General features: G+C 42.0%; 20 protein-coding genes and 4 pseudogenes. All 24 read right to left on the bottom strand.

All coding sequences use genetic code 11. The annotated features are described in order from the left end of the window. Positions 1-3: 3 nt before the first annotated feature. The 24 genes and pseudogenes from JNUCC1_RS16145 to deoC all read right to left on the bottom strand — a co-directional run bounded on the left by JNUCC1_RS16145 (position 4) and on the right by deoC (position 24,229). Positions 4-1,118, bottom strand: a pseudogene (locus JNUCC1_RS16145) (Nif3-like dinuclear metal center hexameric protein). After that, on the bottom strand, positions 1,111-1,812 hold the full coding sequence (locus JNUCC1_RS16140) for a tRNA (adenine(22)-N(1))-methyltransferase (RefSeq protein ID WP_156646531.1): 702 nt from the start codon (positions 1,810-1,812) through the stop codon (positions 1,111-1,113). Before JNUCC1_RS16140 ends, JNUCC1_RS16145 begins: the two are co-directional and overlap by 8 nt. A gap of 72 nt (positions 1,813-1,884) precedes the next feature. Continuing rightward, a complete protein-coding gene (cccA, locus tag JNUCC1_RS16135) occupies positions 1,885-2,259 on the bottom strand; it encodes a cytochrome c550 (RefSeq protein ID WP_156646529.1) in 375 nt (124 codons plus the stop codon). A 204-nt stretch (positions 2,260-2,463) separates the two neighbouring features. Further along, positions 2,464-3,585: an RNA polymerase sigma factor RpoD gene (gene rpoD / locus JNUCC1_RS16130; RefSeq protein WP_156646527.1), complete on the bottom strand. Its 1,122-nt coding sequence runs from the start codon at positions 3,583-3,585 to the stop codon at positions 2,464-2,466. Between the two features lie 29 nt (positions 3,586-3,614). Then, a complete protein-coding gene (gene dnaG, locus JNUCC1_RS16125) occupies positions 3,615-5,417 on the bottom strand; it encodes a DNA primase (RefSeq protein ID WP_156646525.1) in 1,803 nt (600 codons plus the stop codon). Between the two features lie 395 nt (positions 5,418-5,812). Further along, positions 5,813-6,616, bottom strand: a complete 804-nt coding sequence (locus tag JNUCC1_RS16120; RefSeq protein WP_156646523.1) for a pyruvate, water dikinase regulatory protein — start codon at positions 6,614-6,616, stop codon at positions 5,813-5,815. 20 nt (positions 6,617-6,636) lie between these two features. Continuing rightward, positions 6,637-7,266, bottom strand: a complete 630-nt coding sequence (locus tag JNUCC1_RS16115) for a helix-turn-helix transcriptional regulator (protein ID WP_331713895.1) — start codon at positions 7,264-7,266, stop codon at positions 6,637-6,639. 70 nt (positions 7,267-7,336) lie between these two features. Continuing rightward, the gene (gene glyS, locus JNUCC1_RS16110) at positions 7,337-9,421 is read right to left on the bottom strand and encodes a glycine--tRNA ligase subunit beta (RefSeq protein ID WP_156646519.1); all 2,085 of its coding nucleotides are present in this window, start codon (positions 9,419-9,421) and stop codon (positions 7,337-7,339) included. Further along, entirely contained in the window at positions 9,422-10,300 is an 879-nt protein-coding gene (glyQ, locus tag JNUCC1_RS16105) for a glycine--tRNA ligase subunit alpha (RefSeq protein WP_156646517.1), read from the bottom strand. It abuts the gene before it with no gap. Positions 10,301-11,116: 816 nt separating this feature from the next. After that, positions 11,117-11,862: pseudogene (recO, locus tag JNUCC1_RS16100) on the bottom strand (DNA repair protein RecO). A 25-nt stretch (positions 11,863-11,887) separates the two neighbouring features. Next, the gene (locus JNUCC1_RS16095; protein ID WP_331713829.1) at positions 11,888-12,028 is read right to left on the bottom strand and encodes a YqzL family protein; all 141 of its coding nucleotides are present in this window, start codon (positions 12,026-12,028) and stop codon (positions 11,888-11,890) included. Positions 12,029-12,123: 95 nt separating this feature from the next. Further along, complete coding sequence (gene era, locus JNUCC1_RS16090) at positions 12,124-13,026, bottom strand: GTPase Era (RefSeq protein ID WP_156646515.1); 903 nt, start codon at positions 13,024-13,026, stop codon at positions 12,124-12,126. A gap of 125 nt (positions 13,027-13,151) precedes the next feature. Next, positions 13,152-13,526 carry a diacylglycerol kinase family protein gene (locus JNUCC1_RS16085; protein WP_231784253.1) on the bottom strand — a complete coding sequence of 125 codons (375 nt, stop codon included), beginning with the start codon at positions 13,524-13,526 and terminating at the stop codon, positions 13,152-13,154. Beyond that, a complete protein-coding gene (ybeY, locus tag JNUCC1_RS16080; protein WP_156646513.1) occupies positions 13,516-13,983 on the bottom strand; it encodes an rRNA maturation RNase YbeY in 468 nt (155 codons plus the stop codon). Before ybeY ends, JNUCC1_RS16085 begins: the two co-directional genes overlap by 11 nt. Further along, on the bottom strand, positions 13,984-16,116 hold the full coding sequence (locus JNUCC1_RS16075; RefSeq protein ID WP_331713828.1) for an HD family phosphohydrolase: 2,133 nt from the start codon (positions 16,114-16,116) through the stop codon (positions 13,984-13,986). Positions 16,117-16,191: 75 nt separating this feature from the next. Beyond that, complete coding sequence (locus JNUCC1_RS16070; protein ID WP_156646509.1) at positions 16,192-17,154, bottom strand: PhoH family protein; 963 nt, start codon at positions 17,152-17,154, stop codon at positions 16,192-16,194. A gap of 2 nt (positions 17,155-17,156) precedes the next feature. After that, positions 17,157-18,368: a sporulation protein YqfD gene (gene yqfD / locus JNUCC1_RS16065; protein ID WP_156646507.1), complete on the bottom strand. Its 1,212-nt coding sequence runs from the start codon at positions 18,366-18,368 to the stop codon at positions 17,157-17,159. A gap of 30 nt (positions 18,369-18,398) precedes the next feature. Further along, positions 18,399-18,680, bottom strand: a complete 282-nt coding sequence (gene yqfC / locus JNUCC1_RS16060) for a sporulation protein YqfC (RefSeq protein WP_156646505.1) — start codon at positions 18,678-18,680, stop codon at positions 18,399-18,401. A gap of 110 nt (positions 18,681-18,790) precedes the next feature. Next, the gene (locus JNUCC1_RS16055) at positions 18,791-19,294 is read right to left on the bottom strand and encodes a hypothetical protein (RefSeq protein ID WP_156646503.1); all 504 of its coding nucleotides are present in this window, start codon (positions 19,292-19,294) and stop codon (positions 18,791-18,793) included. A gap of 20 nt (positions 19,295-19,314) precedes the next feature. After that, positions 19,315-20,309, bottom strand: a pseudogene (floA, locus tag JNUCC1_RS16050) (flotillin-like protein FloA). Between the two features lie 26 nt (positions 20,310-20,335). Then, positions 20,336-21,639, bottom strand: a pseudogene (locus JNUCC1_RS16045) (NfeD family protein). 1,171 nt (positions 21,640-22,810) lie between these two features. After that, positions 22,811-23,260, bottom strand: a complete 450-nt coding sequence (locus tag JNUCC1_RS16040; protein ID WP_156646501.1) for a GatB/YqeY domain-containing protein — start codon at positions 23,258-23,260, stop codon at positions 22,811-22,813. A 16-nt stretch (positions 23,261-23,276) separates the two neighbouring features. Next, positions 23,277-23,450 (bottom strand): 30S ribosomal protein S21, encoded by a 174-nt coding sequence (rpsU, locus tag JNUCC1_RS16035; protein ID WP_015009841.1) that lies wholly within the window; start codon positions 23,448-23,450, stop codon positions 23,277-23,279. A 107-nt stretch (positions 23,451-23,557) separates the two neighbouring features. Continuing rightward, positions 23,558-24,229, bottom strand: a complete 672-nt coding sequence (gene deoC / locus JNUCC1_RS16030; protein WP_156646499.1) for a deoxyribose-phosphate aldolase — start codon at positions 24,227-24,229, stop codon at positions 23,558-23,560. Positions 24,230-24,286 lie beyond the last annotated feature (57 nt).

The raw sequence follows: 24,286 nt of genomic DNA, 5'->3' as shown, positions 1-24,286 counted from the left end.
GTATCAGACAAACTGGAAAGGCTCGGTATTAACTTCTGATGCGTATATTTTTACAGCATCGTCATCCAGGTTGTTCTCCAAATACGCTTTAGTTGCAGATTTCATCACTTTTTCAACATGATGCCCTGGGTCTATGATCATCAATCCGGCTTCCAACGCATCCTGTGCTGCATGGAAGGTCAAGTCCCCTGTAACAAGAACATCAGCTTTATTTTTTAAAGCTGATGAAATAAACTTTTCACCGCTTCCACCTAAAATCGCAACCGTTTTTACATGGGATGATAGATCGCCAACGGTGCGCACCATTGGCACATCAAGGTTGGTTTTAACATGGTCAGCAAGCTCTCGCAACGTTTTTTGTTCGGGTAGATCACCGATTCTTCCTATACCTCTTTTGACACCTTCATTGGCCATTTTATAAATATCGTAAGCCGCTTCTTCATAAGGATGCGCTTGAAGCATTGCTTGAATAAGGAGGTCCAAATCGGTTTTTGAAACGATCGTTTCAATTTTTGTTTCCGAAACCACAGTCAGTTCATTAATCTCGCCAATAAATGGGTCTGCTTCTTCAGTTGGTTTAAATGTACCTTTGCCTGTTGTGTTAAAAGTGCAATGACTATAGTCTCCTATAAAACCACCGCCGGCTTTGCCAAGTGCAGAGCGAACCGCATCAGCATGCTCATCGGGCACATAGACAACGACTTTGAATAATGGCTCCTCGTCTGTCTCATCCAAAATAGCCGTCTCGCCAAGGCCGATACACTTGCAGAGCATATCATTAACTCCACCTGCTGCCACATCAAGGTTTGTATGTGATGCATAGACTGTTATGTCGTGCTTAAGGAGTTTCTCCAACACCCTCCCTTGACTGAATCCGTATCAATTTGGCTGACGGGACGAAACAACAACGGATGATGGGCGATAATCAAATTAGCGTTCTTTTTGATTGCTTCATCCACAACAGCTTCTGTCACATCAAGCGTAACCAAAATATGATTCAGATGTGCTTTCAAAGAACCCACTTGCAAGCCAACAGGGTCCCAGTCGTATGCATATGCCTGTGGAGCCCATTTCTCCATAAGTTCAATAACCTCTTGGTGTACGAGCGTCTTATTCATCTCGGAGCACCTCCTCGATCCATGCTATGTCTTTTTTAAATTGAGCTATTTTTTCTATGTTCGGTTTCTTTGCATGCTCCATCTGTTTGACTACACGTTCAAGATTATTTTTTTCATGCTCCCACTTTAGATAAAATATGGGCGGTTTATGTTTGAGCAAGATAGGTCCGAACATAGCTGCTTGATCATCCAGACTAATGGCTTCTTCTGTTCGGTCTGCAACAATCATTTCATAAATGTGTCCATTCTCTTCTAACATGTCTTCGTGTATTATCTTAAATCCCAAAACAGACAGTGTTTTTCTGACTGCACCCGTATTGAGATTCGGCTGAGCAATAATACGTTTAATACCATTAAGCTTTTCCTGACCGTTTTGAAGAATTTCGTCAATCAACGTTCCACCCATGCCTGCAATGACGGCTGTGTGAACCTCCCCAGGAACCACAACGTTAAAACCATCCCCAAGCCTGACTGTTACTGCATGATTAAGCCCAAGACGTTTCACGGTCCGTTCCGCTGATTTGAAAGGTCCCTCTTTTACTTCTCCTGCGATGGCGCTTGCATCTAGATCCTTACTGCATACATAGCAGGGCAAATACGCATGATCAGAGCCGATGTCAACAAACTGCGCCCCTTGGGGAATCCAATCTGCTATCAATTTAAGTCTATTTGATATATTTACCGCTTGCTTCATTGCAGTGCTCCTTTAATAAGAAAAGCTTTCTGCATGTTGCAAGAAAGCTCCCCCATGAATATAAAATTATAATTATTTCTTCTCAGAAAGCCATTCTGCTAATTTATCGGCTTGCTCATTGTTAACAAGACCACCTGGCATTCCGCCGTCGGTTCCGTTAATAATAATTTTTTTGATATCTTCTTTAGAGTGATCTGCACCCACTTCTGTCAAGGCTGGAGCGCTGCCACTGCCAGAGAGATCTTCTCCGTGACATGACATACAGTTGCTTTGGAAAATTTCTTCAGGGTCCATTGATTCTCCCTCTTCTGCACTCTGTTCTTCGCCGCCTTCTGCTTCTTGCTGAATGTTTTCACGCTGAAAAACCCCTGCAGTTGACAAAACAATGACCATGAGTATCCCGATAGAAGCTATAATTGCATAAGGGATAACTGCATTTTTCTTCATCTCTGTTTCCTCCTTATGTAATCCCCATGAATTCTTTTTATTGCTAACGTATATTTTACTCGAAATGCCCCTGACTTTAAAGTAATAAGAGTAAAATCACTTCATAATACTTAGGTTTCACCCCGGCAGACCGGGAAGAGAAGAGTTAACAAACGCCCATAAGTCTTTTTGGACAAATGTTAACTCATCCCTGCTCATGCTTTTCTATTCAAGAAAATCTTTTAATCGTTTGCTTCTGCTTGGGTGTCTGAGTTTCCGAAGTGCTTTTGCTTCAATTTGTCTGATGCGTTCCCGAGTCACACCGAATACGCGGCCAACTTCTTCAAGTGTGCGTGTGCGACCATCATCCAAACCAAAACGTAATCTCAGCACGTTTTCTTCGCGGTCTGTTAACGTATCAAGCACATCTTCAAGCTGTTCTTTCAGCAGTTCATATGCCGCATGATCGGAAGGTGAAACAGCTTCCTGATCTTCAATAAAGTCACCCAAATGAGAATCATCTTCTTCACCAATGGGGGTCTCTAAAGAAACTGGCTCCTGGGCAATCTTAAGAATATCTCTCACCTTATCAGGCGTCAGCTCCATCTCTTCCCCAATTTCTTCGGGGGTTGGCTCTCTGCCAAGATCTTGAAGCAATTGACGCTGGACTCTAATCAGCTTGTTAATGGTTTCAACCATATGAACTGGAATACGAATGGTTCTTGCCTGGTCAGCTATGGCACGGGTAATGGCTTGTCTGATCCACCATGTTGCATACGTGCTGAACTTATAGCCTTTACGGTAATCAAACTTTTCAACAGCTTTAATTAAGCCCATATTGCCTTCCTGAATAAGGTCCAAAAACAACATGCCGCGCCCGACATAACGTTTGGCAATACTGACCACAAGTCTCAGGTTTGCTTCAGCTAGACGGCGTTTAGCTTCTTCTTCGCCTTTTTCAATGCGTTTGGCAAGTTCAATTTCTTCCGCTGCAGACAGCAGATCAACACGGCCAATTTCTTTCAGGTACATACGGACAGGGTCATTTATTTTAATGCCAAGCGGGACACTCAGATTATTCAGATTGAATTCCTCTTCCTTGGCAATTTGCTGCATACTTGGATCCTCTTCTGAATCACCTATGACTTCGACACCTTGCTCAGTCAGATACTCATAGAATTCATCCATTTGATCCGGTTCCATCTCAAACCCGGATAACCGATCAGCGACTTCTTCATAGGCAAGAACGCCTCTTTTCTTGCCCAATTCCAATAATTGTTCTTTTGCTTGTTCTAAAGTGGTCTCATTTTCGTTGCCCTTCATTTGTGAAGGTTTTTGTTCTGCCATGAGGCCCCCTCCTTCCAGACTGTAAAATACTACTGTGGTTTCTGCATTTGTATGATTTGCATAGCGATTTGCGCGGCTTTAATGGGATCGTTTTGCTGCTCAGCTATGCGTTGGTCTTGTTTAAGTACTGCGATGTGTTCAAGCTCATGAGTTTTTGCTTTAATCATATTAATATAGTCCTGAATTTCTTTTGAACTTATTTGATCAAAAATCGGCATCATTGTAATCTCTGCTACTAATTGCCGCAACTGGTCGTCTTCGATGTGTTCCATAAAAAGACTGACTTCTGCCGGGTTCCCTTTCTCATAATATGCATATAAATGCGTAACAAGCACTTTATGAGCGTCAATATTAAATGCTGCACCTAATTCTTCCTGAACTTGAAAGGCAATGGTTTCATCAGAAAGCATGTGTGCAATAAGTTGTCTTTCAGCATTATGAAATGCCGGTAGTAATTTTTTTTCTTGTTGTATACGTACTGCCCTATTAGTATAACGGTTATTTTCTCTCTTATCCTCATGTTTTCTTGCAGTTTCACGTTTTGTCTTTATTTCATCCAAAAGTGTGTCCATTGAAACATGAAAATCACTACTTAACTCTTTTAAATAATATTCCCTTTCAACACGGCTTTCAATCGTCGCCAAGTATGAGACTATATGCTCAATATATTCTATGCGGTCACCTTGGATGTTTAAATTAAAATCCTTTTTGGCGTATTGCATATAAAAGTGTGTGAATGTATCACTGGCAGCAATCACATGCTTTTTAAAAGCTTCTCCACCATGTGATCGGATATAATCATCGGGGTCCATATTATCAGGCATCTTGGCCACCTTCACGTCACAACCCGATTGCCGAAGCAATGTCGCTGCCCTATAAGCACCATCTTGGCCTGCTTTATCTTGGTCATAGCATAGAATGACTGTATCTGTATACCTTTTAAGCAGTCGAGCTTGATGTTCAGTCAAAGATGTTCCAAGCGTAGCGAGTGCATTTCGAACGTTAGCCTGATATGCAGAAAGCACATCCATATACCCCTCAAACAAAACGACTTCATTCTGTTTGCGGATATCCCGCTTGGCCAAATCAAAATTAAACAGCATACGACCCTTTTGAAACAAATCACTTTCGGGACTGTTCAAATACTTCGGTTCCTGCTGTCCTATTGCACGGCCACCAAAAGCAATTGGTTTTCCCAGGTGGTTGCGGATCGGGATCATGATACGCCCTCTGAAGCGATCGGTTACACGTCCATCCTCCTGTTCTGAAACAAGACCTGCTTTTATGAGTTCTTGCTGATGAAAACCCTTCTTTTCAAGAAACTCCACAGTGAAGGTTGACACATTCGGTGCAAAGCCCAATTGAAATAGATTAATGGTTTCTTCATGAATCCCTCTTTTCTTGAAGTATTCAAGGCCTTCCCTGCCATCCTTTGTGTACATAAGAAGGTGATGATAGAGTTTTGCAAGCCACTCATGAGCCATAAGTATATTTTGGTCTGCTTGCGGAAGCGTTTGTTGCTTTTCTGTTACTTGTTCCGGTAGCTCTATATCACTTCTTTCCGCCAGCTGAACAAGCACCTCATAAAAAGTGTACCCTTCCAGTTCCATAAGAAAAGTAAAAACATTCCCGCCTTTACCACAACCGAAACAATGAAAAATTTGTTTATCTTGATTCACTGAAAATGAAGGCGTTTTTTCTCCATGAAACGGACATAGACCAAAATAGTTTTTCCCCTGCTTTTTGAGTTGCACATATTCTCCAATGACATCGACAATTTCATTGTTGTTCCTGACATTTTCGATCACTTCGTCAGATATTCGCTTAGACATTTCAACCACCATGCTTATTTAATATTCGATACCACCTTCGAAAATCCTTCATATTTCGACAATATTTTTTTGCAAGGCGTAAAAAATTCCTTCTATTGTTTAATGTTGATTCTAGAAGGATGAATAGACCATTGGATTCATTTATAATGACAATTCGATTGAATCAGCGAATCATCGCAGAAGAATAAGTGTCTTCTCAATCATGCTCAATATATTAATTCTACATGAGAGGAACAAAATCCTTCTTTTTTACGATGTTATATTTTTCAGAATCAATATGTGGCACATTGCTTCTCCTCTTCATCATTAAAATTAACATTATACATTAATTATAACCAAATGACTACAAAAGTAACAGAAAACATACCTTTTAGGGATGTTTTCTGTTTCAAGCATTATTTCATTGTTGCCATGTGCATAATGATGTTTGCTGTTTCTTCAACTGCTTTATTGGATACATCGATCACTTCGCAGCCAATTTTGTCAATCACCTTGTTAAAATAAGTCAATTCCTGCTCTATTCTTTCAATATTAGCGTATGAAGCCTGATCCCCAAGTCCGAGCGCTTTTAATCTTTCTTTTCGTATATCATTTAATTTAACCGAGCTGATTTTTAGCCCAATACATTTCGATGGATCCACTAGATAGAGTTCCTCTGGTGGTTCTACTTCTGGAACAATCGGGACGTTGGCCACCTTCAAACGTTTCAATGCCAAATACTGTGATAGAGGCGTCTTGGACGTCCGTGAAACACCTATCAAAATGATATCTGCCCGGGCTATTCCGCGAGGGTCTCTCCCATCGTCATATTTAACCGCAAATTCGATGGCTTCCACACGTTTGAAATAATCTTCATCGAGTTTATGAACAAGCCCAGGCTCTAAACGAGGCTCAAGTTTAAAGTACTTTTCCATCGCCCCCATCATAGGCCCCATGATGTCTATCGCCTCAATGTTCAACTTGTCTGCTTGCTCATTTGTATAATGCCTGAGTTCGGGATCCACAAGAGTAAATCCGAGCATTCCGTTTGTTTCTACAACTTGCTGTAATGCTTCATCAATTGTGGTTTTATCTTCAACATATGGTACACGCTGAATATCACATTCACCATTAAATTGACTCAGGCCTGCTTTTATAACAAGTTCTGCCGTTTCCCCTACTGAGTCTGACAAGACATACACAGGTGGTTTGGCACTCATGGTAAAATCTCCTCTCTTATTTAAATATGGTTACCTCTAATCAGTTCGACAAATACTTTTGTAATGGTTGTCTTGGTAATGCGCCCAACAACTTCGAGTCCGCCTTCAACGGCTTTAACCACTGGTAATCCGTCTATTTGCTGATCAATCATTTTTCTGGCCGCATCAAGAACCATGTCGTCACGTCTGCAAACCGTTATGTTAGGCATCCGTGTCATAATGATATGAACAGGCACTGCAGTGAGATCTTGCTGTCCCATACTCGCTCTTAATAGATCTTTTCGAGACAGAACCCCGATGAGGCATGATTGTTCATCTACTACAAACAGTGTCCCGACATCGTCTAAAAACATAGTGGAAATCGCATCATACACAGACGTATGCTCTTTAACAACAATCGGAACTGATTGATATTCTTGGACTTTCAGCCGTTTAATATTTTCTGTCAGCAACTCATTGCCTGTTTTGCCTGTATAGTAATAACCGACACGAGGCCGTGCCTCAAGGAAGCCTGACATGGTCAAAATGGCCAAATCAGGTCTCAATGTTGCACGCGTCAGACCTAACTTACTTGCAATATTCTCGCCTGTGATCGGCCCGTTAGACTTAACAATTTCAATAATTTGTTCTTGTCGCTTGGATAATTCCACTATATCATCACCTACATCCAATTATGGCATACTAAGGGCCAAAATCACAGCCTATATCAGTTTCGCGGCTTCAGAAATGCTGTTTCCATTCTACAACAGATAAATCAGCATAATCAAAAACCAGTTCAGAAATGGCATGCATTAGCGCTAGTCGATTAAGGCGGATTTCTTCATCTTCAGCCATGACCATATTATGTTCAAAAAACGCATGAATGGGGGCAGCCAGCTTCTCCAATTGGTCTAAAGCATTTTGGGCCTTTAATGAACTTTTCGCAGTTTGATATTTTGGCTTAATGTCTTCAAACGCCTCATAAAGTGTTCTTTCTGAATCAGTTTGGAATACGGCTGGTTCAATTATTGTCTGTTCAGCCTTTTTAGCAATATTCAATACCCGAACAAGTGCTTCTTGAGTTGGTTTAAAGTTTTGATCATGGCGTTTACTGGATAACGCGTGCGCTTTATCGGCCGCATAAGAGTAGTTTCCAATACGATTACTTATAACAGCATGTACAATATCTTGTTCAACTTGCTCATCTCTCAACACATATTCAGCGCGGGTTTTGAAAAACGCCTGCACTTCGTTGAACGTATCAGCTGACCAGTTTATGTTTTTAACCGTTTCATCGTAAATGCGCATCACAACTTGTAGGAGATCCTCCACAGAAACGTCCCATTTTCTCGATTCAAGAATACGCAAAATCCCCGTAGCCTGCCGTCTTAAACCGTATGGATCCTGTGATGCACTCGGTCTCCGGCCAAGAGAGAGACTGCCTGTAACTGTATCAAGCTTGTCAGCGATACTTAACACAGCCCCTTCAACGGTTTGCGGCAATTCTCCTTGTGAGCTCTTTGGCAAATAATGTTCACGAATCGCATTTGCCACGTGTGGGCTCTCTCCGTATTTTAATGCGTAATCTTCGCCCATAATACCTTCCAGTTCCGTAAATTCATTGACCATCTGAGTCATAAGGTCAAATTTACAAATCTCTGCAGCTCTTTCAATGTGGTCTTTGGTATTAGGTGAAAGAGCAATCATATCACATATCCGGCCTGCGATTTGTTTAATGCGCATTACTTTATCCTCAAGTGTACCAAGTTTCTCTTGAAATACGACGCGGCTTAATTTTTCCAGGTGATCTTTAAGGGGGGTTTTCTGATCTTCTTCATAGAAAAACTGAGCATCGGCCAAGCGCGCTTTAAGTACCTTTTCATTCCCTTTTACAACTGTTTCCAGTGCTCTTTCATCACCGTTTCGCACACCGACAAACATTGGCAGCAGATGACCGTCGCTGTCCTTTACCGGGAAGTAACGCTGATGGGCTTTCATAGATGTAACCAGAATATCCGATGGCAATTTGAGAAACGTATCCTCGAATCTCCCCATGAAAACAGTTGGGTACTCAACGAGGTTTCTAACTTCCTCCAATAATGCCTGGTCGACCGGAATCTCATAGCCTTCCGTTGTTTCCACATGATGAATTTGCCGCACAATCATTTCTTCCCGTTCTTTCGGGGATGCAATGACGTACTGATCAGTAAGTGAAGGCAGGTATTCTTTCGGCTCCTTCAGCTCAATTTCACCACCCAAAAAACGGTGCCCGAATGTCATCCGGCCTGTTCGAACACCAGCTATTTCAAAGGGAACCACATCGTTTCCATATAATGCCACAAGCCATCGTATCGGTCTTGCATACCGCATAGATTGATCGGCCCAGCGCATGTTCTTATTAAACTGTATTGATTGAATAAGATCGGCAAAGCCTGAAAGACGCTCCATAGCAGGAAGCCCTTTTATATGTTTATTGACAAAGATATATTCCGTTCCCTTTAATTCCTTAATATAAATATCTTCAACTGACAGCCCTTGCCCTTTCGTAAAACCAACAGCTGCTTTAGTCCAATCCCCGTTATCATCCTTGGCAATTTTCACCGCTGGCCCTTTCATTTCTTCTTCGATTGACGTTTGAGCATCTGCAAGTCCGCGGATAATCACTGCAAGTCGTCTGGGAGTAGCATAGGATTCCACAGACTCAAACGCAAGACGCTCATCTTTTAAAAACTTTATAGCTGCCTTATGAAACTGTTGTTCAGCATCATCAATAAATCTTGCGGGGAGTTCCTCCAGTCCGATTTCAAACAAAGCATCTTTTCGCATCTACGCTTCCTCCTTTTTGAGCATCGGGAATCCAAGACGCTCCCGCTCAGCAACATAGGCTTTGGCAATCTCACGAGCAAGCTTGCGCACGCGACCAATATAGCCGGTTCGTTCTGTAGTTGAGATCACGCCTCTCGCATCCAGCAAATTAAATGTGTGAGAACACTTAAGCACATAATCATAAGCAGGGAAAACAAGCCCTTTTTCCATGATTCGATTCGCTTCACGTTCATACATGGTAAACAGATCGAAAAGCATATTAGAATCCGACAGTTCGAATGTATAAACAGAATGCTCGTATTCCGGCTGCATAAATATATCTGCTACAGTTACACCTTCTGTCCATTCTAGATCGAAAACATTTTCTCTGTCTTGTATATAGGAGGCCAGTCGCTCAATTCCATATGTAAGTTCAACAGAGACCGGACTTGCTTCAAGTCCTCCAATCTGCTGAAAATAAGTAAATTGAGTGATCTCCATACCATCAAGCCAGACTTCCCAACCAAGACCAGCAGCCCCGAGAGTTGGATTTTCCCAATTGTCTTCAACAAACCGGATGTCATGCTCCAAGGGGTCAATTCCAAGTGCTTTTAACGAATCCAGGTACAGATCTTGAATGTTATCTGGAGAGGGCTTCATCACGACTTGGAATTGGTGATGCTGGTATAGCCTGTTTGGATTTTGACCATATCGACCGTCATCAGGACGTCTCGATGGTTCAACATATGCAACATTCCATGGTTCCGGACCGAGGCTGCGCAATAAAGTCATAGGCGACATCGTCCCGGCACCCTTTTCAACATCATACGACTGCATTAAAATGCAATTCTGTTTTGACCAATACGACTGAAGCGTCAAAATCATATCTTGAATATTCATTACAATACCTCCCGATTTTTTATCTAGCAGACCTTCTTAATAACATAATTGACACAAACTGCGAACTAGTGAAAGTTTTAAGAAGCGTTCTTACTACATAAGGTGAAGTCAAATCAATGTGCGTAGTAAGCAGATCGTGATTTGCGCTCCGGGAAGTCGCTTTCCGCGGGCACGGCCTCAGCCTCCTTGCCCCGGCAAGGGGTATGTCGACGTTGTCCGCAAAGGACGGTTTTAGTCGACCATCCTTAGTGTAGCGCTGTGGGGTCTTCGACTCGTGCTATTCCCGCAGGAGTCGACTTCCCTCCGCTCCAATCACTCTATTTTTTCAGCGGCTTGGACGGTTCTACTCATAATAAGAGCTAGCAAACTGATTTCTCATATCCAGCTCGGGGAAAACACGGAGACTCCTGTGGGAGCAAAAGCCTAGATGAGACCCCGGAGGTCGTCAGACCGAGGAGGCTCATCAGCGCCCACTGGACGCGGAGTGTTTTCCCCGAGCGGTTGCCAGAGGCAGTCATAAATCTTCTGGTTAATTCGCAGTTTACGGAAATTGTGCTCTTCATAATAAAATCCCGTCCCTATGCCTCGGTAAAAGGCATAGGGACGGGATTGGGGCCCGCGGTTCCACCCTATTTGCCCGTTGGACGGGCCACTTTATTGTGCTGATGCTCCGAGAGTGCCATTCCCCTGTTTCTTTCCGGCTTTCACCATCCCGGAATCGCTTTGTTCTAGGGTACTCTTCTCCTTCAACGCATTCATCATTTATTGTTTCTTCATTAAATCTTAATTCAACCATACATTTTTGTCAATTAAAGATCATTTAAGCAGATCCATTTGTTTCAGAAAACGTTTTGATTTTAAATAATAACCTCCGTACTGGTCATAATATGCATCCAGTAAAGAGCGCAGTCGGTTAATGTTTTCTTCTTTTACAGAGATTTTATCAATTCTTTCCAAGTCCGTCTGCATGAACACAAGCATCCACTTTGCTAGGGCTTCATTTAAGGTAACCGCATAGGAATCCCTATGTCGGCAGCGCGGACAGAGGAATCCACCTTCACTGATTGAAAAGGCATACGGCATTTCTGCGCGTCCGCAAATAGCACACCTATCCAAAACAGGTGCAAAACCACCTTTGTGAAACAATTTAAGTTCATACATCATAATCGGAATTGCTGGTTCTTCACTCTCAGATATTCTTTTAAAGTTAAATATAACTGTTTAAATAAGAAGGCATCAGCTTCATGGCGTTCCATGATCTTATCGGTTAGCTCCGCGATATAAGCCGCATAAGCCGTTTTGATAATGTCTTCCCTAATCCCGCGAAATGAATCGATCACATCTCCTTGCTGAAGGGTACTGAGGCCTCTGGCATTTAGGTAAAGAAAGTTTTCAGCGTATATAAATGGCTGTGTTATGGCCGTCATCTTACTTCTAGGTTTATTCGCGCCCCTAGCTATTGCAGTTATTTTGCCTGTCTGTTCTCCAAAAAGCGTAACAATTTTGTGTGTTTCACCATATTCTTGTGTTTTTAGTACAATCCCCTTAACTTTCTCGAGCACACATGTCACCTATTTCTACACCAAATTAATCCGATAATGGTGTTTGCCGATATTGAGTTTGACTCTTTATGACCGTCATTTCGTTTTCATTCTCCAGCTCTTTCATGAGTAAATAGGTTTCAATGTTTCCTGTCTGACTGAACACTTGCCAAGTCAAATCAATCACAAGAAACCCCCACCTTTCTATATGTGTTTGAACATGTGTATACTGTTAGAATGACCCCTTCATCGCAAATCAATGAGTATTAAAATTTACCATATCTAATAGCGTTCTTCATCATAGCCGAAATCACGGAGTTGAGCAGCTTTGTTTCTCCAGTCTTTTTGAACTTTCACCCACAGTTCTAAATACACTTTAGTGCCAAGTAGGGTTTCGATATCAAGGCGGGCGCGCTTACCTATATTTTTAAGCATAACGCCACCCTTGCCAATTAATATGCCTTTTTGTGATTTTCGTTCTGTCATAATTACTGCTTGCACATGTACCAGGTCTTCTCGTTTCTGTTCGATTCCTTCTATGACAACTGCAATTGAGTGGGGAATTTCTTCTTTTGTTAATTCAAGTACTTTTTCTCTGATCAATTCACTCATGATAAATCGTTCCGGATGGTCAGTCACCTGATCAACCGGGTAGTACTGGGGGCCTTCGGGCAAATACGATTTGAGAACATCCAGCAAATGAGCTAGGTTGTTGCCCTCTGAAGCCGAAATCGGAACAATTTCTGCAAAAGGGAGCTTATCTTTGTATTGCTCTATTAGTTCAAATAATGCTTCAGGTGTCACCAAGTCAATTTTATTAATGATGAGAAAAACAGGGGTTTCAATAGTCTGTAATTTATCAATAATGAATTGATCACCTCTGCCATACCCTTCTTCTGCATTGATCATAAACAAAACAGCATCAACCTCATTAAGGGTGCTTTGTGCTGTCTTGACCATGAAATCTCCAAGCTGATGTTTTGGCTTATGTATACCAGGTGTGTCTATAAATACAAACTGAGCTTCTTCTTGTGTCACAACCCCTTGGATTTTGTTACGGGTCGTTTGGGGCTTATCACTCATAATAGCAATCTTTTGTCCAATCACAGCATTTAGAAATGTTGATTTCCCAACATTAGGTCTGCCTATAATTGAAATAAATCCCGATTTATGTTCTTGCGACATGATGTATCCTCCGATTAGATGTGTTGTCCTCTATATTACATGAAATAGATCCTTTGACCAGACCTTCGACAGAACTTCTCTTGATCTGACAGACATCATCATCTTTTTTATAAAATATACCCTATTTACAACAATACAAACTCTATTAACTTCGGCGCAAACAAGATCAACCCGGTCACGGCAGCTGCTATCGCTGCCACAAGCACAGCACCAGCGGCCATGTCTTTTATATACTTCGTCATGATGTGGTATTCTGGTTTAATCAAATCCATTATAACCTCAATACATGTATTGAGCATTTCAACTACTACAACCAAAGCAATAACAAGCACAAGCACGATCCATTCAATACTGTTGAGCTTAAGCAGAACCCCCATTATAAGAGCGCTTATAGCAGCTGCGACATGTATTTTCATATTACGTTCTTTCTTAATGGCTTGTCCGATGCCTTGAAGTGCAAATGATAGTCCTATGCCCCGTTTCTTTGATTTAGCGCTCAATGCCAAACGTTCCCAGCAAGGCGTTTTGTCTGTTGTTCATCCTTTGTTCATCTTCTTCGTTCATATGATCATACCCAAGCAAATGCAGAAAACCATGCAATGCTAAAAAACACAGTTCGCGCTTAATGGAGTGCTCATATTCATTCGCCTGACGCTTAGCAGTGTCGACTGAAATGACAATATCGCCAAGAGCGAGTGGAATGTCAGCTTCGTCATTAACTGTCATTTCTTCATCCACGGCATCTTGCAACGCAAAAGATAAAACATCTGTAGGACGATCAAGCTGTCGGTAGTTCCTGTTGAGCGCTTGAATGTCTGTGTCATCCACAAAATTAACAGAAATCTCCGCCTCTCTTGGAATCTGCTCTTCTTTAGCGGCGAATAATAGAAGCTGCTGAATCGAATCCACTGTGTCTGCAGTTACGGACTGTGTCTGATCATGAATATCAATATGCATTTATGTTGCCTCCTCCATTGGATACTGTATACGGGAATGAAACATGCCTTTTAGTGTTTCGCATACAGCTGTCTGTATTTTGTTTAAATCTTTCATTGTCAGGGGACAATCGATTAATTGTCCTTCCATGAGTCTGTCATTGATAATTGCAGAAACAGTATCTTCAATCTTCTGTTCAGTCGGAGCTTCCATGGATCTCACTGCTGCCTCTACCGAATCACAAATACATATGATCGCCGATTCTTTCGTTTGAGGTTTGGGGCCAGGGTAACGAAAACGGGTTTCATCTGCGTGTTTTGAGATTTCCTTCTCTTTATAGTAAAAATACTTCAATAATGTCGTTCCGTGGTGCTCTCTGGAAATCGCAATAATCTCTTTTGGCATACGGTATTCTTTCAACATATTAGCCCCGTCATAAGGATGGCTTATAATAATGTCTGCACTTTCTTGTGGGTCAATCTGATCATGAGGATTTTTAATCCCCATTTGATTTTCAATGAAAAACTGAGGCCGAACGGTTTTGCCTATATCATGATAGTAAGCACCAACTCTTGCAAGCAGTCCATTGGCCCCCACAGCTTCACAAGCTGCTTCACTTAGATTGGCCACCATGAGTGAATGGTGATAAGTTCCAGGAGCCTCCATCAGAATTTTCCTTAATAAAGGGTGGTTCGGGTTTGCCAGAGAAAGTAACTTAATATCCGATAAGATCCCCAGTGAGGTTTCAAAAAATGGCATTAATCCGAGTGTCAATACCGCGGACAAGAAAGCGGAAGCCACGCCATATCCACCTTGAACAATTAAGTCGCTCCAGGCATACTTTTCAAATGACAGAAATATAAATAACATAACAGCAGACACATTTACAAGTGTCATTCCGATACCCGCTCTGACAATAGAAAGTCGATCTTTCACGTTGACAAGGCACATAATCGCACCCAATTGAGAAAACAAAAAGTAAATACCTGCTTCAAAATTAAGGGAACCAGGGATTTCAGAATTGAAAATCACACTTCCAACTACAGCATACAAAACGGCAAGAACGATGGCAAGTCGTTCGTGAATCAATTGTTTAGCAAGAAGGACACCTGTAGCCACAGGCACTATATAAAACAGCTGATTCACCTCATTTGTATATAAGCTTACCACTTTCATTAAGGCGATACTCATCACACTGACGACAAGAATTGTTATAACAGTGCCTCTATCAAGCTGATTTTTTACTGAAAGCAGGTTCATCTCATAAGATAAAACACTCATAACCAATACAATCAGCAATACAAGACCAATCACCGGAAACAGGTTGCGGTCCTTGTTAAGCAATCCCGCAAGCTGCAGTTCTTCAAAAGTCTCGTTCGTAATGCGATGGCCTTCTCTTACAATGACCTCGCCTGCTCTTATAACTTCAGGTTCTACACCAGCTGCGGCGTCTTTTCGAGCTTGCATGGTTTTTTCTGCGTCATAAAAAGCATTTTCCGTAACTGCAAAATCACTTAACTCAGATAAAACCTGGATCATTCCGCTTTCCAGGTTCGCATATTTAATATGCTGCTGGACTTCATTTGTTGTCGTTTGGATATGTTGTGCTCTTACGCCTTTGTCAAGGGTATCAGACAAAATACGAATGAAGACTTTTTCCCCTTCGCTTCGGGCCTTTGGAGATGTCTCAATTAACGCATGCAGGGTTCCATCACTGACAGACTGAACAATGCTACTGGATAAGACCTGTTTAAGACGCTCTACCTTTTCCTCAGTCGTTAATTGCACAAATTTAGTTTCGCCTGTTTTCTTTTCAGCTGCAATCGTTGTTTCACTTTCCAGTTTTGTGATCGCATCAAATATTTCTTCGACATAAGCAATTCTTTCCTCGGTTACTTCATTTGAAATCGTATACCGATCCTCAACAGACTGGACTGTTTCCCGCATTTTGCGTTCTGTTTCCGGTTCATTTTCTACAGTAATTGGAGAGCGTATCGTTTCTTTTGCAATTGTGAAGCGTTCAATATCATACGTTTGAGTATACACATTGTTCAGTGTCGCAAAAAAGATAATAAAACCCAAAATTAAAACAGGTAAAACAATGGTCAGCCATTTCGTTTTAATGTGATTTATCCAAGCCACAGCCTTTTTCATTTTCATGACACCTCTCATGCCACAAGAAGATTTATATGTAAAATAAGACCCGCTTTCCGGGGTCTTACGCTTATATCATTTATTTTCTTTTTCATATGCATCAATAATCCGCTGAACCAACGGATGCCTGACAACGTCTGTCTGATCGAGGTATACAAAATCCAGCCCTTTGACGGTGGCGAGTGTACTGCTTGCAACACGGAGCCCGGATGTCGTCCCCTTAGGCAGGTCAACTTGGGTAATATCACCTGTTATGATCATTTTCGAGCCGAAACCGAGTCGTGTCAGAAACATCTTCATTTGTTCCGGAGTTGTGTTTTGTGCTTCATCTAAGATAACGAAAGCATCATCAAGCGTTCTTCCGCGCATGTATGCAAGCGGAGCAATTTCAATCACTTCACGTTCAATTAATCGTGCCGTGTGCTCTGTGCCCAGCACATCATGCAAAGCGTCATACAATGGGCGCAAATACGGATCGACTTTTTCTTTTAGGTCACCAGGCAAAAAGCCCAGGCTTTCACCGGCTTCAACCGCCGGTCTGGTTAAAATCACGCGTTTGATTGTTCCATTTTTAAGTGCATGAATGGCCATTACAACCGCCAAATACGTCTTTCCAGTTCCGGCAGGGCCAATTCCAAATACAAGGTCATTTGATTTAATAGCATTCACATATTTTTTTTGGCCTAATGTTTTCACACGAATTGCTTTGCCCTTATGGGTTTTGGTGATCACATCTTCAAATAACGTTTCAAACTGATCGATCTTACCTGCTTTGGCTAGATCCACAGCATATACCACGTCACGTTCTGTAATCGTTAAACCTTTTCGAATGATATCCAGCAGCTTCAGGAGAATATTCTGAACATGCGTAACGTCTTGTTCAGCACCAGATACGCTGATTTTTTCTCCACGTGTTACAATCGACACGTTTAATTGCTCTTCAAGATGTTTTAAATACTTATCATTTGTTCCAAACAGTGCCAAAGCTTCTGACGCACTGGATAGACTCAGATCAATGGCATGCAGATTTTCTGACATAATCAATCTCCTTGAGTTAGGGGTTGTGTTTCAGTTATATCTTCTTTTACAGTTAAATATATGATTAGTTTAACTTTACCACGCCCGACAGATTCATGCAAAACTTTACTTGATACAATCTCTGCTTTTGGACCAAGCTGGAGTTGCAATTCTTTAGTGGCCTGTTTTTTTCCGATTTGCATGGCCTCATCACGTGTTCTTGTTTCAGTTTTTTGCTCTGTTTCGCTGATGATGGTCTTTTGGAAAGTAATTGGGAGTTTCCACTTTAAAAAATATAACGGGTGCTCTTGAATATCTTGGTGCATTGTTTGATAATCCGGTTTTTTAAAGCCCCATATTGGAAGTTTCGTCTCGCCAAACTTAAGGGCATACTGCCGTTTGTGTTCACCTGTCAATTTTTCTGTATTTGTTTTCATAGGCACAGTTACCGTTGTTTTATACCATGTTCTGGCTATAATTTCACCATCCGCAGCGACTTTACTTTTGGGCGCGCTATCCTCTTCATCATCTTCTTCACCAAACTGCAACTCTCCCGCTACAAGAAGATCTCCTTTATTCACAAAATCATTAACATGTACAAGCGGAAGCCCCTTGGACACATACATGTTCTCGATCACACCATTTTTACTGGCGATCAAATTCCGTGGGGATGGGGCTTCTTCCTCTTCAACCACTATTTTCTCCACACCTTCAAAGAAATAGGTTGTCCCTTTTTTTGACACACCAATCCACAACAAATCCGGAATATCTTCAATAAGCTTCCGCTGGATCACATTTGGAGCATCAAGGGACAATGCCCAGCTCCCCTCGCGTATACCGTACTTGGACAGCGAGGTGTCAATCTTTTCTTCCAGTTCTTTTGAGACGTTATTGATCTCAATTTTCCAAACCATGTTAGATAAAATAAACACGAGTGCTGCACTCATCACAAGCGCTATGACAAGTGCACGTTTACGCAATATATTATTGATCATAATCGGCAATCCTTTTTTATCTTGGAAAGATACTTTGTAGTGGGTGCCCCTTCTAAAAGACCGCATTCGTTTTACATCATTTAAGCGCATCTTCCCGGTACAGACCATCTCTTGTTCTTTTTTAACATCCCATATCTGTATACCGTTTAGGGATAGTTTTTGGAAAAACCGTTCAGGATATCCGCCATAGACTCGGATCGTCACATACCCTGTCAAAAATGTTGCTTGTATCTGCCGCATGTTTTCCCTACTTTCTCTTTAGAATGATATCTAAGGCGTTTCAATGAATTGAATACTTTCGATCTGACCTTCAAGCAATAATTCTTCCGGAAGCATCATTTTTATAACAAATCCCTGACCTGTAATTTGGATCTCCCCCTGATCTGATTTAAGAACCAGTTTTTGATCGGTGTAAAGGATTAAACCTTTATGATTTTCTATGTAAACGTGGAATTGTCCAATTGCAGTAATCCGGGGGACTTCCAGCAGTGTATCTGACGGAAGATCCAAATGTTGATTGAGCCATGGTTTAAACTGCTGCCATTTTTTCAAATGAAAACCCCCTCTCTCCCATTACATACTTATGAAAAGATACAGTTTTTAAGAACAAAAAAAGCCACTAACAGGCATTGTTCAGCCTGTTAGTGGCTTTCATGAGAAGATCATATCCGATCCATTCGTTCTTTTGTAACGCTTTGATATGGCTTATGCGCTCTGGGTCGACCAAGTACTTCTGACATAACAATCCCATTTACGATTCCTTTTTTCGTTAAATGGTTTTTAAACTGTCTTTTTAATGCTTGCTTCTCCTGATTTGTTTCAGATCGATCAGCCGATCTGAATTTCGAAGCAGAAACGACTTCTTCTTGCTGGAGGTTCTCTGTTTCGGCTGGATCAACGCGCATCCGTTTTGCCAACGCATCCCTTTGAGACTGTTGATATAATTCTATAGCTGTTTGTCTCATATCAGCATCCGGTCTTTCAACCTGGGTTGGACCGGAAGGGGTTGAGTCAGGCCATGATTGCCGTCTCGTAGGTGACGCTGTTTGCCGCTTTCTTTCATCCTCCTGCTTGTCAGATCTGTCTTTCAGGAATCCCATAAGCCCTATAACCAGCGCAATGACTACAACAAAGTTTGCCGACAGAAATTCAAAGAGCCCATCCATGGCATAACCTCCAATTCAGCTTATTGTTGATCGTCTTCATCATTATCATCACTGCTTAGTTTGCCAATGGAATCACGCATATCTGTATCAGCATCAATGTTTTTGTAATTCATATAATCCATAACACCCATATTGCCGGAACGTAATGCTTCTGCCAATGCTTTTGGCACCTCTGCCTCTGCCTCAACAACATACGCGCGCATTTCTTCAACGCGGGCAAGCATTTCTTGTTCTTTTGCAACAGCCATCGCACGACGTTCTTCGGCTTTAGCCTGAGCAATATTCTTATCTGCCTCAGCCTGATCTGTCTGAAGCATCGCCCCGATGTTCTTGCCGATATCCACATCCGCAATATCGATGGATAAAATTTCGAAGGCTGTTCCGGCATCTAGGCCTTTACTTAATACATTGTGTGAAATGGAATCTGGATTTTCCAGTACCTTCTTATGTGTTTCAGAACTACCAATGGTACTGACGACCCTTCACCAACACGAGCAATGACGGTTTCTTCACCGGCACCACCGACAAGGCGGTCAATATTGGCTCTTACAGTAATACGTGCTTTAGCTTTAACCTCAATCCCGTCCATGGCAATACCTGCAATAAACGGTGTTTCAATGACTTTCGGGTTAACACTCATCTGAACGGCTTCAAGAACATCACGACCGGCTAGGTCAATCGCTGCTGCCCGTTCAAAAGTAAGGGTAATGTTAGCCCTGTGCGCAGCAATCAAAGCATTGACCACTCTGTCAACGTTACCACCCGCCAAATAGTGACTCTCAAGCTGGTTTGTCTTAACATCCAAACCTGCTTTGTACGCTTTGATGAGCGGATTAATTACACGAGAGGGGATAACACGTCTCAGGCGCATACCCACAAGTTGAAAAATACCGACTTTTACACCTGCAGCAAGAGCACTGATCCAAAGCATTACAGGAATAAAGGTGAATAATACAGCTATAACAATTAAGATCGCTGCAATAATAATCAATGTTAACACTTGTTCAAATTCCATTTATTTTCCTCCTCTAAAGTATGTATTTAGTCTCCCATAGGCCTAACGACAATACGCATGCCTTCTGTTTTCACAATTTTAACCTTCTTATTCTGTTCGACAAACCCCCTTCGGAAACAACGTCAAGTCGTTCGTCATCAAAAAGGGCAGTCCCCGCAGGCCGTAGCGGTGTTTGTGTAACACCTTCCAGACCTATGAGCTCCAGTCGGCTGACACTGGATACATAACCCTCTTCAGTCGTAGTTCGCTCCTGCAAGACAATGTGTCTAAACAATCCCTTATTAAGCCCCATCGTCTTAAATAAGATAACGGCAGCCACAACAGATACGATAAAGGCTATTCCCACACTCATTGCCATATGCCCTAAATCATAACCAGCCATTAGCAAGGCGCCAAGTACTGCCCCAACACCTAGTAAGCCAACAATGCCACCAGGTACAAAAAACTCTGCAATAATGAGTGCAATACCCAATATGAGCAATATAACGGATTCCATTCCAGCGAGTCCGGCAATAATATGACCATAGAAAAACAGTACGAGAGCTATAAGTCCCATAATACCCGGCACACCAAAACCTGGTGAATATAACTCAACAACAAGGCCAAGGCTTGCGACAGATAAGAGAATTGGTATGACGACAGGATTGGTGAGAAATCTCGCAATGCCTTCTGCAGTCGTTTGTTCTACTTCATGAATTTCAGCACCAGAGAGTCCTAATTCATTAAGCAATGCTGTACGATGTTTGACGACTCCCTCTGCATATTCGACTTCAACAGCTTTGGAAGGCGTTAATGTAAGAAATTCGCCTTTTGGCGCATCATATTCCGGAAGGTCAACAGATGCATCTGCCATAGCACGTGCATATAGTGGGTCACGTTCTTTCGCCTCTGCAGCCCCTTCCATAGCCGCAATCCAAGCAGACTGTGCCTTTTTATCAGCTGCAGTGCCGTCCTGATTAATGATGCCGCTTGCGCCCATCGTAGCTTGAGGCGTCATATAGATTTCGTCTGCATAGAGTGCAATATAGGATCCGGCTGAAAGTGCACGGTTGATCACAAATGCTGTTGTTGGTATATCCAGCTTCTGAAGGATATTTGCGATATTGCCGGCTGCATCAACGCGTCCTCCAGGTGTATCGATTTCAAAAATGATGTGGTCTGCAGAAGCTTCTTTTGCTTCCTTGGTCGCTCGCTCTAAAAATGCTTCAAGCCCGCGTTCTACTTCATCTTTAACGGGGATCACATACACTTTTTTACCGCTACCGCTGTTATCAGCGAGAACCAGTGTAGTAAATTGAATAGATGCAATCGCAACAACCAGTAAGATCATCACAACCGACCTGAACTTTCTTTTTTTACTCACCACTCATCACCCCCTCCGTTAACCGTTTATACGATTGTCATTGAAAATGGTTTCATTAATTATATCATAAGATCACATTTCTCCTCATGTTTTACCCCCAAACTAAACACAGTATATCTTTTTACATCAAGTAAAGAAACCATAACAAATTCCAAAACCCAATTCCATATTACATAGTAGATACAAACTGCGAACTAATGAAAAACAAACTTAAGACTTCTGGCCTGTGAAGTTTTAGGATGCGACTCGTATAGTAATTTCATGTGATTTTTCGATATATGAGTTAAAAACGCCGATATGTACTTCAAAAATGCCGATTACAACACATAGAATTTCCAATATAGCAAAGCAAAACACCAACATGTTTGTAAGAGCATCGTGATTTCCGCTGCGGGAAGTCGCTTTAACTTTATCACAGCTCAAGTGCGACATCTGTTCAAGAAAACCACTTTCACAGTGTCTTCTAGCCGCGGGCACGGCCTCAGCCTCCTTGCCCCGGCAAGGGGTATGTCGACGTTGCCCGCAAAGGGCGGTTTTAGTCGACCCTCCTTAATGTACTCGCTGTGGGGTCTTCGGACTCGTGCTGTTCCCGCAGGAGTCGACTTCCCTCCGCTCCAATCACTTTATGTTTTTCAGTGGCTTGGACGGTTCTAATTAAGAAATCAAGTATGGACGTGAACACTTCTAGGGCCGCACACTGTTAGGTATGATTCCTTATTAGTCATAATCTCGGCTTACTTATGAGATTTATTTCCGTTTATGTTTTTTTCAATCCCTATATGCCCATTCACACTTTCAACTATTCTACCCACAAAAGCAAGAAGAAAGGTGAACACTTCTCAATCAGCTCGGGGAAAAACGCGAAGACTCCTGCGGGATGCAAAGCCTCGGTGAGACCCCGGAGGTCGTCAGAGGGGAAGGAAGGCTAAAACCGCGACGTCCTGTCGCAACGCCTTCATGACCCACATCCTGTGGGCCCGAGGCTCAGCAGCGCCCGCTGGACGCGGAGTGTTTTCCCCGAGCGGTTGCCAGTGGCAGTCTTAAGTTAGTTCGCAGTTTACGGATTTTGTGAAGCATTTGCAGGTTAAATGCATAAAAAAAGTCCTTGCTGATGGTGATTGCAAGGACTTTTTATGTTTCATTGTTTTAAATGCTTTTGTACCAGTTGGTTAACCAGGGCACCGTCAGCTTTGCCTTTTGTTTTCGGCATGATGGCGCTCATGACTTTCCCCATGTCTTTTGGTGAAGTTGCATTAACTTCTTCGATGGTTTGTTGAACCATTAGATCCAATTCTTCAGGAGAAAGTTGTTCAGGCATGTATTTTGTCAGGATTTGAATTTCTTTATCGAGCTTTTCAACCAGATCATCTCGTCCTGCATTTTTAAACTCCTGGAGGGAATCTTTTCGTTGCTTCAATTCTCTTGAGAGTATTGTGAGCTCTTCTTCTTTGGAAAGAGAATCTTTCCCGGTGTTAATTGCCTCATTTTGCAATGAAGCTTTCACCATACGAATGACGCTCAACTTTTCTTTGTCTTTATCTTTCATTGCCTGTTTCATATCCTGATTCAATTCTTCCAACAATGTCATAAATGTTCAGCACCCTTTATTTGCGCTTTCTGGCAGCCTCTGATTTCTTCTTGCGGCGAACACTGGGCTTTTCATAGTATTCACGCTTGCGATATTCAGATAATGTACCACTTTTTGATACATTACGCTTAAAGCGACGAAGAGCATCTTCAAGAGACTCGTTTTTACGAACGCGAGTTGTATTTGACATGCTAATTTCCCTCCCTCCGAAGCAACAGCCAATTTCTTCATAGCATATGAACTTATATGCTTATGTTATTATAATATATGAATCTAACATGGTCAACACTATTCTGTTTAATAAGTTGATTCTCCAGTTCCACCTTCTACGATAGCAATACCTGCACTGGCACCGATTCGTGTCGCACCATTTTCTATCATAGCAAGTGCTGTTTCTCTATCGCGCACGCCTCCAGAAGCTTTGACGCCCATCTCCGGTCCTACTGTAGCACGCATCAGCTTAATATCTTCAGCTGTCGCGCCTCCCCCTGAAAAGCCTGTTGAAGTTTTAACAAAATCGGCTCCTGCTGCTTTCGACAATTGACAGGCACGAATTTTTTCTTCTTCAGTTAATAAAGATGTTTCGATAATGACTTTAACCAGCGCCTGATTTTTAGCGGCTTTTACCACCTCGGCAATATCGGTTTGGACGTTTTCATCATGGCCGGCTTTCAGTTCTCCGACATTGATGACCATATCGACTTCAGTAGCACCATGTTCGATGGCTGTTTTCACTTCAAATGCTTTAGCTTCCGTAGCTGTGGCACCCAAAGGAAAACCGATAACCGTACACACTTTTACCGATGTGTTTTTTAATTGATCATAACATCTTTTCACCCAATAAGGGTTTATGCAAACTGAAGCAAATTCGTATTTTGCAGCTTCTTGAACTAACTGATCGATCTCGTTTGAAGTTGTACCTGGTTTTAATGCGGTGTGATCAATGTACTTAGCAAGTTCCTTTTGCATGTATAACGTCCTCTCTGTATGTAAGTTCTTATTCATATCTATCATAGCACTTCTTTC

The organism is Lentibacillus sp. JNUCC-1, assembly GCF_009741735.1.
Classification (GTDB): domain Bacteria; phylum Bacillota; class Bacilli; order Bacillales; family Amphibacillaceae; genus Lentibacillus_B.
The sequence above is the reverse complement of the archived record's forward strand: the minus strand, read 5'-3'. Positions and strand labels throughout refer to the sequence as shown.